The sequence below is a fragment of the Mesorhizobium sp. M1E.F.Ca.ET.041.01.1.1 genome (assembly GCF_003997355.1).
Classification (GTDB): Bacteria; Pseudomonadota; Alphaproteobacteria; order Rhizobiales; family Rhizobiaceae; genus Mesorhizobium.
Window position 1 is genome coordinate 1 of the sequence record NZ_RZSL01001169.1, and the last position, 707, is coordinate 707.

Below are 707 nucleotides of genomic sequence, written 5' to 3' on the forward strand. Positions count from 1 at the left end.
GAGGCGATCCATAGCTCGGCGCGCGCGCTCTACAAGGTCGGGGCGATCGACAAGACGACGATGCGCAGCTTCGACGAGAGCTGCCTGACGGCGCCGGCGGCGATCGGACCCGACGAGATCAAGGCGTTGCGCGAGAAGAACCATGTCAGCCAGCCGGTGTTCGCGCGCTATCTGAACACGTCGGAATCGACCGTGCAGAAGTGGGAGACCGGCGCCAAGCGGCCGAGCGGGATGGCGCTGAAACTCTTGTCTGTGGTCAAGAAGCACGGGCTGGCGGCGCTCGGCTAGGCGGATTTCGGATACGTCCGATAAGGCAAGCTTATCGGACGTAAAACGCTGTCGACAGGGGCGGCGGTTTTGCTCGAAACTGATTGTCAAAAGCGCCGCCATGAATCATGCTGCTGAGAATGATTCTTCGCCCCAGATCGTCCCCTCACCACGCAGTCCAGCCGCTCGGCGCCGCGCCGATCGGGCCCATGGCGACTGTGCCATCTTGGCTGCGCAGGGCAGTCGAGACGGCGCAAACCCTTGAGGATGCTGCGATTGCGGCCGGCGCCGTCCTCGGCGCGCTCGATGCTCTCGTGCGCCGGCAGGAGCGATGGGCCGGCGCCTGGCGGCAACGTCTGGCACTCGGCGCGGCCGCGGCGACGGTGCGCCAGGCGGGTCGCACCGAGGACGAGGCCGCGCTGCGCGACACCGTGCTGCTC

General features: G+C 66.8%; 2 protein-coding genes. Both read left to right on the plus strand.

What is annotated here, in order from left to right; translation table 11 throughout:
* Nucleotides 1-288: DNA-binding transcriptional regulator (locus EOA38_RS38160; protein ID WP_145966359.1), on the plus strand; the 288-nt coding region annotated here is incomplete at its 5' end.
* 188 nt (nt 289-476) lie between these two features.
* A partial coding sequence (locus EOA38_RS38165; RefSeq protein ID WP_245481039.1) for a DUF1403 family protein occupies nt 477-707 on the plus strand: 231 nt, incomplete at its 3' end.